We start from the raw sequence: 14522 nt of genomic DNA, 5'->3' as shown, positions 1-14522 counted from the left end.
TGCAAAAGACTTGACAAATGGTCTTGACGAACGTATCTTTGCATCGTGGTTTTTTCATAATAGTATTAGATTTAAGGTTAACAAAGTTTGGTTAGGGCTTGTCGTGAGACAGGCTTTAATTGTTTATAGAGGTTTGCTTCCCTAGATTTACATATAACTATAAAAAAACGGCCACCCCTAAAAAGAGGCGGCCGTAATTATTCTTAATGAAAGAACCTACTCTTTGACAATCCTTGTAACTTCCAAATCAAAGATCAAAGTCGTATAAGGCTTTATTATGACACTTCCCGAAGCACTCCTTCCAGCCGAACCGTATCCCATCTGTTGAGGAATCCAAATCTCCCAACGATCTCCTGGGTGCATATTCTGTAACGCTGTAGCAAAACCATCTACCATCTCAGAAACAGTAAGCTCGGCAGGGGCACCTGCCTCAAACGATTTATCATCAAAAACCGTTCCATCAATAAACGTCCCTTTATAATAACATTCCACCTTGCTCGTATAATAAATCGGCTCCTTACTCTCTCCTGTCTTCAAGACCTTGTAAAGGATAAATCCGGCATTACTTTGAGAACTCAATTGCTCGAAACCCGGAACCAGCATCTGGGCTTGAAAAGCCTCCTCATTCTGGACCTTCCAAACCTCATCCACCTCTAGTGCCTCATCATCATCCCCACAAGAGGTGATCATGAGCACGCAAAACAACATCAACGCGATATGCCAGTACTTCTTCATTCGTTTACTCTATTACCTTTTTCAATAAATTCTTCATGCTCACCTTCTCCGTGATAATATCGTGAAGCTTATCGATGCTTACGCGCTCTTGCTCCATCGTGTCACGGAAACGGATCGTTACGCAATTATCCTTCAAGGTGTCATGGTCTACCGTAATACAATACGGGGTACCGATCGCATCTTGACGGCGATAACGCTTACCAATAGAATCCTTCTCGTCGTATTGGCAACGGAAGTCGAAACGCAACATATTTATAATCTCCTCAGCTTTCTCGGGCAGGCCATCTTTCTTCACCAATGGCAATACGGCCAACTTGATCGGAGCCAAGGCTGCGGGCAACTTCAATACCACACGGCTCTCGCCATTCGCCAACGTCTCCTCGCAGTAAGAACCCGCCATGATGCTCAAGAACACACGGTCTACACCGATCGAGGTCTCGATTACATACGGAGTGTAACTCTGGTTCAACTCCGGATCGAAATATTGGATCTTTTTACCGGAAAACTTCTCATGCTGACTCAAGTCGAAATTCGTACGGCTATGTATACCCTCCACTTCCTTGAATCCGAACGGCATCTCGAACTCGATATCCGTAGCGGCGTTAGCGTAGTGAGCCAACTTCTCATGATCGTGATAACGATACTTCTGATCTCCCAAGCCAAGAGCTTGATGCCATTTTAAGCGAGTAGACTTCCATTTCTTGAACCACTCGATCTCCTCACCCGGACGAACGAAGAATTGCATCTCCATTTGCTCGAACTCGCGCATACGGAAGATAAACTGACGAGCCACGATCTCATTACGGAACGCCTTACCGATCTGGGCGATACCGAACGGGATCTTCATACGGCCAGTCTTCTGCACATTCAAGAAGTTCACGAAAATACCTTGAGCCGTCTCCGGACGAAGATAAATCTTAGTCGCTCCATCAGCGGTAGAACCCATATCCGTAGAGAACATTAAGTTAAACTGGCGAACCTCCGTCCAGTTACGAGTTCCGGAAATCGGGCAAACGATCTCGCAATCCAAGATCAATTGGCGAAGATCCTCGAAGTTAGACTCGTTCATCGCCTTACTATAACGCTCATGAATCTCATTCCATTTCGCTTGATGCTCCAATACACGAGGATTCGTCTCACGGAATTTAGCCTCATCGAAAGCGTCACCGAATTTCTTTGCGGCTTTCGCCACTTCCTTATTTATTTTCTCCTCGATCTTGCCCAAATGGTCCTCGATCAAAACGTCCGCACGGTAACGTTTCTTCGAGTCCTTGTTATCGATCAACGGATCATTAAAAGCGTCAACATGGCCGGAAGCTTTCCAGATAGTAGGGTGCATAAAAATAGCGGAATCAATACCCACTACATTCTCATGCAGCAAAGTCATGCTATCCCACCAATATTTCTTTATATTATTCTTTAACTCAACACCATACTGGCCATAATCGTATACCGCTCCCAAACCGTCATAAATCTCTGAGGAGGGAAATACGAAACCATACTCCTTACAGTGTGAAACTAATTTCTTAAATACATCTTCTTGTGCCATAATCTAATAATTTGCCAATTTTGTTAATATGCCAATGTGCCAATGATAAGTCCATCGGAGACCCGCCTGAGTGACACATTAGCACATGGTCTCCTTTATGCGGCTACAAAGTAAATGATTTTTTCCGTAACTATAGAAAGTTTTGTATATTTACGACGTAAATCGTTAGTGTTTGCGCAAACAGTATAATTTAAACAAGATAATACCATGAAATCAGAAGAAATCTCACGCCGCTCGTTCCTTAAGCGAGCGCTAGCCTTATCGGCAGTATCAGCCATCCCGTCGTTCTGGACACCCGCCCACGGACGTGTTCTACCTACTTCCCCGCTAATCAGCGCTAATGACCGGGTAAATATAGCGTTCATCGGCATCGGACAACGAGGGGGCGAGATCGCCAAGGAATTGTATAACACAGGTCTGTGTAACGTGGTAGCTCTCTGCGACGTGGACATGGGAGCCCCTCACACGCAAGAGATTATCAACATGTTCCCGAAAGCGGCCCGTTTTCAGGACTTCCGCACGATGTTCGACCGGATGGCGGACAAGATCGATGCCGTCAGCGTAGGCGTGCCGGATCATTCCCACTTCCCGATCACGATCGAGGCGATGGCGCACGGCAAACATGTATATGTAGAGAAACCGATGGCCCGCACGTTCCAAGAAATAGAGATCATGATGCGTGGAGCGAAGAAATACGGCGTTGTCACCCAAATGGGTAACCAAGGACATTCCGAGGCGAACTATTTCCAATTCAAGGCATGGAAAGAGGCCGGTATTATCAAGGATGTTACCGCCATTACCGCCCATATGAATAATCCGCGTCGCTGGCACGGATGGAACCCGAATATTAGGCATATGCCTATGGGAGAACCGGTTCCCGAGACGATGGATTGGGACACATGGATCGGCGTAGCCCAATATCATGATTACAACCATGACTACCATTTGGGACAATGGCGTTGTTGGTACGACTTCGGAATGGGTGTCTTAGGAGACTGGGGAGCGCATATTTTGGATACGGCACATGAATTCCTAGATTTAGGATTGCCTACAGAAATAAATCCGCTTTATTTGAAAGACCATAACCCGTTCTTCTTCCCGATGTCATCCACCCTTCTGTTTAAATTCCCGGAAAGAGGGAATATGCCGGCCGTGGATATCACTTGGTACGATGGACTGGACAATATCCCCGCCGTACCGGAAGGTTATGGTGTCTCGGAGCTCGACCCGAACATCCCGACCGTAGCCGGAGGGAAGATACAACCGGCTAAGTTGAACCCGGGCAAGGAAATCTACTCGAAAGAATTAACCTTCAAGGGTGGTTCTCATGGAAGTACCTTATCTATCATCCCGGATGAGAAAGCGAAAGAGATGGAATCCCGCTTACCGGAAGTGCCGAAAAGCCCGTCTAACCATTTCGCGAACTTCCTGCTAAGTTGTATGGGTAAGGAGAAAACCCGCTCACCGTTCTCTATCGCCGGCCCATTAAGTCAGGTATTCTGTCTCGGCGTATTAAGCCAGCGCTTGAACCGCAAGCTCGTCTTCGATCGTGACACGAAACAGATCACGAACGATCCGGAAGCGAATAAGATGCTGTGTGGTTTGCCGCCTCGCAAAGGATGGGAACAATATTATACCATTTAATTGTAAAATGGAGAATTGAAAGTTATTTGTTTATCGCTTTGACTTTCAATTCTCCCATATAATTTACAAGCCCATTTGCTACAATATCTACAACTATCCCTGCAATCATCTGGCCTTAGGATATTTAGTTCATGGTGGTAGATAAAAAACATCTACAATTATCTGGCTCTATCTACCACTATTTACTGCTATTTACCACTTTTCCTTCACCTAACACAACGATCCTCTACCCTCACCATATAGCATTATCCAATCTCCTTTCAACATATATAAAATATTAGCATCTAGTTATTTGTAGTTTTTCAGCCTAAAAAACAAAAGTTTTTCCATATGAAAACAAAAGTTTAATAAGCGGAAAACTTTTGTTTCTCTATAGGGAAACTAAAGTTTCCTCAGTATGAAACTTTTGTTACCTCTAAGAGAAACCCACTTTTGCTTTTAATCCCGACGCTACGCTCTGCATTTTTTGTTATATTTATGGCAAATATAGAAAACCATAAGAACTAAAAGAATTTTCAAATTACCGAAGGAAAAGTACAAGGAGTGAGAACAACTACGGAAGGGGTCTTATTGTATAAGGGTATTTCATGAAGAACGGAAATCCGAACGAACAAGGATTGGACGAATAGGCCCCCTATACGAAGGAAAAAACATTCGTGATGACATTCCATATCGAATAAAGTCATCACGAACGCCTTCAAATATACTCATAGGACTCCGAGAAACTCGACTGGGAGCTAGAAGAAGCTAATTCTTCAGAGACTAATTGAAGCAGATTGCCATTCTGATCATAGGACTTCGTGATCCGACGAAGCTCTATGGATTCTTTTTCTGTTGGAAGGTCGGCATAAACCATGATCTCCATGTTCAATCCGTTCTCATTACGGTACTCGCTATATCGGAGAACCTCGGACGTTTCGGGATCACGAATCGTTTCTTTTGTCAACAACCCTGTCTCATCGTACTCATAGTCCGTATAAGTAAGCTTCCGGCCGAGTTCGTCGTACTCAACTTTCCGTTCCAGAAGATTATTCTTATAAGAAAAGACTGTCACCTTGCTCTTGCCAATAACCGGATATTCAGTAATCTCCTTTATTTTCCGACCTTGCTCATCATACTTATAATGAAGCGTAGACAAATTATGATACGTCTGATCTAGGTTTCTGTTGAAGTAAACTTCTTTAGACAAAAAACCCCACTCGTCATAAACATATTCAACGTAGCCAATCAAGTATCCTTCTCCATCCTCCGTATTCAATGGATGTAATACCTTGGAGATACGTCCCGACTCATCGTACACATATTCCTTCGCCAGACTCTGAGGAGAGGAAATACCCGCACCGTACCAAACTCGTGCCAATTTAGCTCCCTCCGGATAAACAACACTAGGACAAATCACCGGCTTAGCCTCATCTTGAAATGAGTCCTCGCTACACCCCAGAGTGCCCAGCAAGACAAAAAGCAGGATGATCCCACCTATCGGATTGATGATTCTCATAATATCTTATTTATTTAAGTTTCTATAAGTTATAGATGATCAAACAATCTCAAAAGCTGCGTATCTATTAAAAAAAGACACCGAATATTCGTCAGATTCGTATCCTATGAGTGATTTGCCGTTAAAGCTTGAACTTATACCCAACCGTCAGACTCATCGTATTGTAATTGGCACCGACACTTCTTACCTCATACAGAGAGAAATTATCGCCATCGATCTTATAGTTACCGCCCTCATCACCTAGAGAGAGATCATACCCCAGATTCATCACCCAGTTATTCACCTCTATACCAAAAGAAGTTGTCAATCCCCAATCAAAAGAATTCACGTCTCGAAATGGATGATCGGCGTTTTCAGCCTCATCATATCCCGAATGGCCATAACCATAACTATACCCTAGGCCAGTAGATTTGACATATTTACCAAGCGCCTGCGGCTCCTTCGAATACCCCATCGTAAACGAAGATCCCCAATTCGTATCATTCTTGACAGATACACCGGCATACATACCGACCGCTAAATGCATACGTACCTCTTTCGACACTTTCCATGAGAAATCAGCCATCACGGGCAATTGCAAAAAATGTTGCGTGATACCACCGGTCATCATCTCTTTCAAGACATACGTGGCAGACTCCGTCGTTCTCGGATAATCTCCCAACGAATACCCTCTATTCGCATAATATAGACCGGATTTCAATCCAATCCATCCCGGTTCAAACTGGTAAGATACACCAACGCCTACCTTAACCCCCGCACGCCAGCTAGAGCCCATTCCAACACGATTAACCGCAGCAAATCCACCCTCCGGAGTAATCCCCCAGCGTGATTGAGCGCTCACCATCAAGCCGCTCAAAGCGCATAACACAAATAAAATCAGCTTCTTCATATCATATTCTTTTATATGTAAATATCAATTGTTATTGATAAGACAAAAGATTCTGAAAAACCCCTACCACCTAAATATTTATTTTATAAAATCTCTTTATTTAACGCAAACTCACTCTCGTAAAAGCCTCATTCTTATAAAAACTGCCGAATATTTGCTATATTTACACCCTGTTAGCAATTTGGCGTAATAGCGTTGTGTAGAAAGAACTGGATTTTATGAGACCGGAAGATAAAGAAGACGATTATATCGAGGATAAGGAAAACGAGGAAATTGAGGATATAAATAGTGATACCCAAGATAACGAGACTACGGAGGAAGAGGCGAATACCCATTCCGACTATAAAGTCCCGGGGAAAGGGGATACACGTGTCACGACCTATCATTTGTCTGGGATGTACCAAAACTGGTTCCTAGACTACGCTTCTTATGTGATCTTGGAACGGGCCGTTCCGCATATCAACGATGGACTGAAACCCGTACAACGACGTATCCTGCACTCCATGAGAAGGTTGGATGACGGGCGGTATAACAAGGTTGCGAATATCGTAGGTCATACGATGCAGTTCCACCCTCACGGAGACGCCTCTATCGGAGATGCCTTGGTGCAATTGGGACAAAAGGATCTATTGATCGATTGCCAAGGAAACTGGGGTAATATCCTGACGGGAGACGGAGCCGCCGCTCCTCGTTATATAGAGGCTCGCCTTTCCAAGTTTGCCTTGGAGACCGTATTCAATCCCAAGACAACCCTTTGGCAGCTTTCTTACGACGGGCGTAATAAGGAACCGGTTACCTTACCGGTAAAATTCCCTTTATTGCTGGCACAGGGCGTGGAAGGTATCGCCGTAGGCCTGTCTTCCAAGATACTCCCTCATAATTTCAATGAGTTATTAGATGCTTCCATCGCCTATCTACGGGGAGAGGAATTCGCGTTATACCCGGATTTCCAGACAGGAGGCTCTATCGACATAGCCAAATATAATGATGGAGAACGGGGTGGATCGGTGAAAGTCCGTGCGAAAATCGGCAAGCTCGATAATAAGACATTGGTGATCTCGGAGATCCCGTATGGAAAAACAACCTCTACCGTGATCGAGTCCATCCTAAAAGCGAACGATAAAGGAAAGATCAAGATCAAGAAGGTAGACGATAATACCGCCAAGGATGTAGAGATCTTGGTGCATCTCGCTCCGGGGGTTTCTTCAGACAAGACCATCGATGCCTTATACGCCTTTACGGATTGTGAGATCAGTATCTCCCCGAACTGCTGCGTGATCAAGGAGGACAAGCCGCATTTCCTTACGGTCAGCGATGTGCTCCGCCACTCTACGGATCGTACGTTGGAGCTTTTACGGGAAGAGCTCAAGATCCAGAAACAAGAGCAAGAGGAGGCCCTGTTCTTCGCCTCCCTTGAAAAGATATTTATCGAGGAGCGCATCTATAAAGATCCGGAATTCGAGAACGCCAAGAACATGGACGAGGCGATATCCCATATCGACCTTCGTTTAGAGCCGTTCAAGCCCCGATTTATCCGTGAGGTTACCCGGGACGATATCCTGAAACTCATGGAGATCAAGATGGGACGTATCTTAAAGTTCAACTCCGACAAGAGTAACGAGTTCATCGCCCAGACCTTGGAACAAATCGCCAAGATCAACGATAAGCTGGAACATATCGTCGACTATACCATCGATTGGTTTACCATGCTGAAAGAGAAATACGGCAAGGCTTACCCCCGCCATACCGTGATACGCAATTTCGACACGATCGAGGCGACCAAGGTCGTAGAGGCGAACGAGAAATTGTATATCAACCGTCAAGAAGGTTTCATCGGCATGGGACTGAAAAAGGACGAGTTCATATGTAACTGCTCGGATATAGACGATGTCATTATCTTCTATCGCAACGGTACTTATAAGATCGTCAAGGTAGCGGATAAGATCTTTATCGGTAAGGATATTCTATATGTCAACGTATTTAAGCGTAACGACAACCGGACGATTTACAACGTCATATACCGGGACGGTAAGTTCGGATATAATTACATCAAACGCTTCGCTGTCACGGGCGCTACACGCGATCGGGAATACGACCTGACCAAAGGTACGGAAAACTCCCGTGTCCTTTACTTCAGTGCAAACCCGAACGGAGAGGCGGAGACCGTCAAGGTAATCCTGAAACCCAAACCCCGGCAGAAACTACTCGTCTTCGAAAAGAACTTCAGCGAGATAGCCATTAAGGGACGGGGTTCTCAAGGTAATATCCTGACGAAAGCGGAAGTGCACAAGATCAGCCTCAAGCAGAAAGGCTCTTCCACCTTGGGAGGCCGGGAAGTATGGTTCGACTGGGACGTACTCCGGTTAAATTACGATGGACGGGGAGAAGAGCTAGGCGAGTTCCATAGCAACGATCAGATATTGGTGATCCTGCCGAACGGCGATTTCTACGTCACGAATTTTGACCTTAGCAATCACTACGAGTCCAATATCATGGTCATCGAGAAATACCAGCCGAGCAAGATATGGACTGCCGTATTATACGACGCGGATCAGAAATATTATTATATCAAACGATTCCTGCTGGAGGTAAACACCCGGAAGCAGAATTTCCTAGGAGAGAATCCTAAGAACCGCTTGATGTTGCTTACGGATGAGGTCTATCCTCGTATCGAGGTGATCTTCGGAGGCCACGACGCCTTCCGGGAAGCTCTCATCCTCGATGCCGACGAATTTATCGCGGTGAAAGGCTTCAAAGCCAAAGGTAAACGAATCTCTACATTTGAGGTCGAGACAATCAATGAGCTGGAACCGAATCGCTTCGTCCCTTCCGAAAACGCATCGGAATCAGACGATACCGAAGGCAATGAGGAGGGAAACGACACTGACGACGGGCAGAGTACCACGGATATTATCGATGAAATTACGGGACAGATGAAATTGTTTGACGAATAACCTATGAAAGCTATCACCTGTTTGATTGGTTTGTTCCTGCTGTTTCTCGCGTCACCGGCCAAGGCCCAGTCCGATGGAGACGAGATCCCTTGGTCTATCAACAGCGGGACCATGGTCGGTATAGGAAGCTACAACCTAATGGACACCTATTTATCTCCCAGCATGGAAGATAAGAAATATACAGGCCCCGGATTACGGGTAATGAATGAACGGATGAAGAGGGTCCGACTGGCAAACTATCGGGTATCCAGACAGCAAATCATAAGCGTCGATCTGGCTAGCACGGATAATGCTGCCTCTACCGCTACGGATTTCGCGGGCTTTATCGATTATACGTTGGGTTACTATTATCATTTGCCCACGGTATTGCCGGATTTAAAGCTTCTGGCGGGTGGTGCCGTGCATGGCATGAGTGGTTTTATATACAATACCCGCAACGGAAATAACCCGGCCTCAGCGAAAGCGGATATCGATTTGAACATCTCCGCCATGGCGATCTATAAGTTACGCGTCAAGGAATATCCCATGACGCTACGCTACCAGTTCACGATCCCCTTCGCTGGTGTTTTATTCTCCCCCCATTACGGGCAATCGTATTACGAGATCTTCAACCTAGGGAATGCCTCGGGAGTGGTGCAATTCAATTCCTTCCATAATAAATTCGCCATGAAGAACTTTTTCACGGTAGATTTCCCGGTTTGTAATTTTACGATACGGGCAGGTTACCTAAACAGCTCTTACCGTACAGATGTCAATGGGATACAGTCTCATATAATCTCTCACTCTTTTATGATCGGCCTCGTGAAAGAATTCATCTCTTTCGGAGGAAAACGCCTAAAGAATACTCAGCGGTTCAGAAGCGCTTATTATTAAAAGGAAATCAAATGAAACGATACCTTATATATATATGTATATCTCTCGGATTCCTGTTTACCGGATGTGAGAAATCGGACGAATACGTGGCCTCCCCACAGGAGAACTTTGAGGCGCTTTGGAAAATATTGGATGAGAATTACTGCTTCTTCGAATACAAGGACATTAATTGGAACGAGGTTCACGACCGTTATAAGACACAGATAAGCGATACGATGAACCAATACGTCCTATTTGACGTATTAGGCGATATGCTAAACGAGCTGAAAGACGGGCATACCAATTTGATATCCACCTTCAATATGTCCCGCTATTGGGATTGGTATCTCGATTATCCGGATAATTTCGACTCGGACATACAAGAGAATTATCTCGGAAGGAACTACTCGATCGCCGGAGGACTTAAATACACGACATTGAGTGACGGGCAGATCGGGTATATTTACTACGGTAGCTTTTCCAGTTCGGCCGGCGAAAGCGGTTTGGATCACATATTCTATCAATTCAAGGATTGCAAAGGTTTGATCTTCGATATTCGGGATAATGGCGGTGGCATGTTATCAAACGCCGATCGCATCGCTTCCCGTTTCTTGGAGGAAAAGATACTGATCGGCTATATCCAACATAAGACGGGTAAAGGGCACGATGACTTTTCCGAACCTTATCCCCTTTATCTCTCACCTTCCGAGCGTATCCGCTGGTTACGCCCTGTCGTGGTCTTAACGAATCGTCATTGCTACAGCGCCGCCAACGATTTCGTGCAGAAAGTACGCATGATGCCTTATGTAACGACGATGGGAGATCGCACCGGAGGCGGTAGTGGCTTCCCCTTTAACTCCGAGTTGCCCAACGGCTGGGGTGTCCGTTTCTCCGCGTCTCCCATGCTAGATGTAAACAAACAGCATACGGAATTCGGTATCGATCCTACATATAAGGTTTCTATGACCCAAGAAGATATCGAGAAAGGTAAAGATACGATTATCGAGGCGGCGATCACCCACCTCTTGTCCGAGACCGAGAAGAAATAAGGTTTCGCTAAAAAAACAACGCAAATATTTGCAAGTTTATAAAAAAGCATTACCTTTGCACACGATTCCAATGCGGCTGTGGTGTAATTGGTAGCCACGTCAGACTTAGGATCTGATGCTTCACGGCGTGGGGGTTCGAGTCCCTTCAGCCGCACAAATCCAGAAATCCTTGTAAGTTCGCTTACAAGGATTTTTTAGTATGGATAAACCTCCTCCATATATACAAGCACTGTGAAGATCAAGGATTACAAACAACATCCAAATTGTTAATTTTAGAAGATTTTGCGCATATTCTGTATAGTTTCAAATTCAAAAACATTTTTTACACCGGACTGGCATGTTGTTTAACACAAGTTATACTCAAAACCCTTGACAAAGGGGCTTTACAAGCTTATCTTTGCATTGTGGTTTTTTCATAATAGTATTAGATTTAAGGTTAACAAAGTTTGGTTAGGGCTTGTCGTGAGACAGGCTTTAATTATTTATAGGGGTTTCATTCGTTTATAGATGCTTCCCGGCATCGATTTTATCTTTCCATCCAATTCCAACTCAAAGAGCAGAGAAGATAATTGATGTACCGGAAGATTCAAGGCTACGGACAATTCATTGATATGAGATTCCTTTTGCGTCTCCAAGAACGACAAGATCCGTTCGCTCTCCTCGTTCTCCGGAAACAATAATTGGGTTTGGACCGGTAACGCGTCTGCCTTTTGAGCGACATCCCAACGCATCGCCATGATTAAATCGTCAGCGCAAGTGATCAAGCCTCCTTTATTCTGCCGGATTAAGCTATTACATCCCTTAGAGTTGATATCCGTTACCCGGCCCGGAAAGGCATAGACATCCCGGCCATACGAGAAAGCGATATCCGCCGTGATCAAAGAGCCTCCTTTCTCCGCTGATTCAATAACGATCGTGGCATCCGCCAGACCGGCTACGATCCGGTTTCGCCGGATAAAGTTCTGCCGATCTGGATTCGTCCCGCTAGGAAAGTCGGTCAACAAACCTCCCCGATCCAACATTTCGATCGCCGTAGAGCGATGCACGGGAGGATAGATACGATCCAAACCATGCGCCAATACGCCCACCGTGGGCAATTGGTTCTTCAACGCATTCCGATGGGCACAAATATCGATGCCATACGCGAGTCCGCTAACGACCAATAGATCCGGGAAACTCACGGACAAATCCCGCAATAAACGCTCGGTCACTTCCTGTCCATAAGCGGAGGCCCTACGAGTACCCACAACGCTGATGATATGGGCGGCGTTTAAATCCGCGTTCCCCTTGAAATAAAATAAAACCGGAGCGTCCGGGCATTCCCGCAGACGTTCCGGATAATTCATATCTTTCAAGAAATAGATAGAGATACCGTTCTTTTGGGCAAAAGCCAATTCTTTCTCTGCCCGTAAGAGCACATCCGCCCGCTTAATCTCGGCGATAATCGAATCGCCGATACCCGGTATCTTCTCTAGCGACTGGCGCTTTTCCGTAAACACGGCCTCCGCATCTCCCAACGCTTCCAGAAGATGGCGGGCTAGGATATCTCCCACCCCATTAATCATAGTAAGGCCAATTTGGTAAATCTGTTTGTCTGTCATTTATGCTTGTTTTGATTCTATTCGCTTTAGCATCTCATCGAAATATTCTCCTCTGGTTAATTTGCCATTCTCTACGACAACGGATTCCACGACTCCTTTAGTAGCCAGCGCCCCATCGGATTCCCGGTAAATATCTTGCTCGAACACCAGTTTCACCCCTTTCTTATATACATTCAGGCAAGAAGTATACCGATCGCCGCTCCGCAAGGAGTTCTTGAACTGGATATCCACACGGGCCACAAAAGCATCGATGCCCTTCTCATGCATGGCGCCGAAGTTCTCACCCAACGACTCCAGAAACTCATGCCGGGTATGCTCCATATAATGTTGGTAATTGGAGTTATTCACCACGCCTTGCAAATCGCACTCATAATCGCGAACCTTGTCTGTCAGTTTAAAAATATATTCCTTCATTATCGTAGTTCTTTTTCGATTTGTACTTTCTCCATTTTATAAAGACGATCGGACGGGCGGATCTTCTCGGACATCTTTATCGAGAAGCGTTCCCCTTTCACGGTCTCCTCCACCGGTTTCAGGTCTACCCGGATCTCATCGACGGTCTGCATAACGGCTCCGGTCGTGGGACCTGTTACCAAGATCTCATCGCCTACTCTCAAGGAACCGGACTCCATCTCAAACTCGGCGACACCGATTCCGCTGAAGTATTTGATACCCCGTGCCACGTACACTTTCTTACGGGTAGCACCGGAGCCATATTTACTGCTCCATTCACCCAATCGTTGTCCCAGATAGTAGCCATCCCAGAAACCGCGATTAAAGACCCTGCGCAGACGCTCGTCCCAAACCGCTACCTTCTCCTCATCGAAGGTACCTTCGCAATAGGCCTTGACCGCCTCTTTATAACATTCGGTCACGAGACGCACATACTCCGGCCCGCGGGCACGCCCCTCCAGCTTGAACACACGTACGCCGGCATCCATCATCTTATTCATGAAATGAATCGTCTTCAAGTCCTTCGGCGACATGATATACTGATTCTCCACATCCAGCTCGATCTGGCTATCCTTGTCATGCACCGTATAGGCACGACGACAAATTTGCATGCAAGCCCCCCGGTTGGCGGAAGCGTTCATCTCATGCAAACTCAAATAGCATTTACCGGACACGGCCATGCACAAAGCCCCGTGAGCGAACATCTCTATGCGGATCAATTCCCCTTTCGGACCTTTGATCTGCTGCTTCACGATCTCCTGATAAATCTCATACACCTGCTTTAAGTTCAATTCGCGAGCCAATACGACCACATCGGCGAAGCGGGCGTAAAACTTCAACGCCTCCACGTTCGAGATATTCAACTGCGTGGATAAGTGCACCTCTTGCCCGATGCTATTCGCGTAACTCATAGCGGCCACATCGGCGGCGATAATGGCGGAGACACCCGCATCCTTAGCGGCGTCTATGATCTCCCTCATCAACGGAAGATCCTCACCATAAATAACCGTATTAACCGTGAGATAACTCTTGATACCATGTTCCCCGCAAATAGCGACGATCTTACGCAAATCCTCCGTCGTGAAATTATTCGACGAGCGAGAACGCATATTCAATCCCTCGATACCGAAATAAATGGAGTCGGCCCCTCCTTGTATAGCAGCCATCAACGATTCATAGGAACCGACAGGCGCCATTATTTCAAAATCCTTCTCTTTCAAGGTTATATATTTTAATATTACGGTAGCAAAGGTACGAATAATATTTGAGAAGATTTCTTATAAGCACAAACCCTCCAT

General features: G+C 45.7%; 11 protein-coding genes and 1 tRNA gene. 5 read left to right on the top strand and 7 right to left on the bottom strand.

From position 1 onward, the window contains the following. Nucleotides 1-216: 216 nt before the first annotated feature. Together HMPREF0999_RS04120 and HMPREF0999_RS04115 are read right to left on the bottom strand one after the other, a co-directional pair. Complete coding sequence (locus HMPREF0999_RS04120) at nucleotides 217-735, bottom strand: FKBP-type peptidyl-prolyl cis-trans isomerase (RefSeq protein WP_005859990.1); 519 nt, start codon at nucleotides 733-735, stop codon at nucleotides 217-219. 4 nt (nucleotides 736-739) lie between these two features. Then, nucleotides 740-2284, bottom strand: a complete 1545-nt coding sequence (locus HMPREF0999_RS04115; RefSeq protein ID WP_005859992.1) for a glycine--tRNA ligase — start codon at nucleotides 2282-2284, stop codon at nucleotides 740-742. Nucleotides 2285-2491: 207 nt separating this feature from the next. On the opposite strand from HMPREF0999_RS04115, the gene HMPREF0999_RS04110 reads away from it, so the two are divergent. Next, a complete protein-coding gene (locus HMPREF0999_RS04110) occupies nucleotides 2492-3928 on the top strand; it encodes a Gfo/Idh/MocA family oxidoreductase (RefSeq protein ID WP_005859995.1) in 1437 nt (478 codons plus the stop codon). A gap of 697 nt (nucleotides 3929-4625) precedes the next feature. On the opposite strand, the gene HMPREF0999_RS22870 is transcribed toward HMPREF0999_RS04110, so the two are convergent. Both HMPREF0999_RS22870 and HMPREF0999_RS04100 read right to left on the bottom strand, forming a co-directional pair. After that, nucleotides 4626-5426, bottom strand: a complete 801-nt coding sequence (locus tag HMPREF0999_RS22870) for a hypothetical protein (protein WP_009275234.1) — start codon at nucleotides 5424-5426, stop codon at nucleotides 4626-4628. A 121-nt stretch (nucleotides 5427-5547) separates the two neighbouring features. After that, entirely contained in the window at nucleotides 5548-6315 is a 768-nt protein-coding gene (locus HMPREF0999_RS04100) for a porin family protein (RefSeq protein ID WP_005859999.1), read from the bottom strand. 218 nt (nucleotides 6316-6533) lie between these two features. Here HMPREF0999_RS04100 and HMPREF0999_RS04095 point away from each other — a divergent pair, with 218 nt between their 5' ends. The 4 genes from HMPREF0999_RS04095 to HMPREF0999_RS04080 all read left to right on the top strand — a co-directional run bounded on the left by HMPREF0999_RS04095 (nucleotide 6534) and on the right by HMPREF0999_RS04080 (nucleotide 11324). After that, nucleotides 6534-9269, top strand: a complete 2736-nt coding sequence (locus tag HMPREF0999_RS04095; RefSeq protein ID WP_005860001.1) for a DNA gyrase/topoisomerase IV subunit A — start codon at nucleotides 6534-6536, stop codon at nucleotides 9267-9269. 3 nt (nucleotides 9270-9272) lie between these two features. After that, nucleotides 9273-10142: a DUF3316 domain-containing protein gene (locus tag HMPREF0999_RS04090; RefSeq protein WP_009275233.1), complete on the top strand. Its 870-nt coding sequence runs from the start codon at nucleotides 9273-9275 to the stop codon at nucleotides 10140-10142. An 11-nt stretch (nucleotides 10143-10153) separates the two neighbouring features. Beyond that, the gene (locus tag HMPREF0999_RS04085; RefSeq protein WP_009275232.1) at nucleotides 10154-11170 is read left to right on the top strand and encodes a S41 family peptidase; all 1017 of its coding nucleotides are present in this window, start codon (nucleotides 10154-10156) and stop codon (nucleotides 11168-11170) included. A gap of 72 nt (nucleotides 11171-11242) precedes the next feature. Continuing rightward, nucleotides 11243-11324: transfer RNA gene (locus tag HMPREF0999_RS04080), tRNA-Leu, on the top strand. A 328-nt stretch (nucleotides 11325-11652) separates the two neighbouring features. Here HMPREF0999_RS04080 and dprA read toward each other — a convergent pair. The 3 genes from dprA to HMPREF0999_RS04065 are packed head-to-tail and all read right to left on the bottom strand — an operon-like array spanning nucleotide 11653 to nucleotide 14444. Then, nucleotides 11653-12771 carry a DNA-processing protein DprA gene (dprA, locus tag HMPREF0999_RS04075; protein ID WP_008773035.1) on the bottom strand — a complete coding sequence of 373 codons (1119 nt, stop codon included), beginning with the start codon at nucleotides 12769-12771 and terminating at the stop codon, nucleotides 11653-11655. Beyond that, nucleotides 12772-13185: an acyl-CoA thioesterase gene (locus HMPREF0999_RS04070; protein ID WP_005860009.1), complete on the bottom strand. Its 414-nt coding sequence runs from the start codon at nucleotides 13183-13185 to the stop codon at nucleotides 12772-12774. Continuing rightward, nucleotides 13185-14444, bottom strand: coding sequence for a peptidase U32 family protein (locus tag HMPREF0999_RS04065; RefSeq protein WP_008773036.1), 1260 nt, complete (start codon nucleotides 14442-14444; stop codon nucleotides 13185-13187). Before HMPREF0999_RS04065 ends, HMPREF0999_RS04070 begins: the two co-directional genes overlap by 1 nt. Nucleotides 14445-14522: the final 78 nt, after the last annotated feature.

The organism is Parabacteroides sp. D25, assembly GCF_000307475.1.
Classification (GTDB): Bacteria; Bacteroidota; Bacteroidia; order Bacteroidales; family Tannerellaceae; genus Parabacteroides; species Parabacteroides distasonis.
The sequence above is the reverse complement of the archived record's forward strand: the minus strand, read 5'-3'. Positions and strand labels throughout refer to the sequence as shown.